The following is a 505-nucleotide window of genomic DNA, read 5'->3' on the forward strand; positions in this document are numbered from 1 at the left end:
TTCAAGGGCGACAACGGTCTCGTCTATTTCGACATGAACGACTTTGACGAGGCCCTGGTCGCGCCGTTCACCGTCGACCTGGTGCGCGTGCTGTCGAGCCTGCAGGTGGCTGCCTACAGCTGGAAACTGGCCGACGAAGACGCCAACAACCTGTGCCGCCGCTTTCTCGACACGTACGCTGCGGCACTGGTCGACGGCAAGCCGCGCTGGGTCGAGCGCGCCACCGCCACCGGCATCGTGCGCGGCCTGCTGCGCGGCCTGCGCAAGCGCAATCGCGCCGCCTACCTCGCGCAGCGCACCGAGCGCGATGGCAACCGCATTCACCTGCGCATCGACGGCCGACGCACGTTGCGGGCTAGCAAGGAAGAGGCCCGCCGTGCGCGCCGCATCCTGCAGGCCTATGGCGAGCAGGGCAACGGCCAGCGCTTTGTCGCCGTGGACGTGGCGCGGCGCATTGCCGGCACAGGGAGTCTGGGCCTTGAGCGCTATTCCGTCCTCGCGCGCC

The 505-nt window shown here is 68.7% G+C and carries 1 protein-coding gene; it reads left to right on the plus strand.

The window, feature by feature from the left end; genetic code table 11:
• On the plus strand, positions 1-505 hold a 505-nt coding region (locus tag FUT88_RS25265; protein ID WP_147219292.1), incomplete at both ends, for a DUF2252 family protein.

This window comes from Ralstonia sp. TCR112 (assembly GCF_007997035.1).
GTDB lineage: Bacteria > Pseudomonadota > Gammaproteobacteria > Burkholderiales > Burkholderiaceae > Ralstonia > Ralstonia edaphi.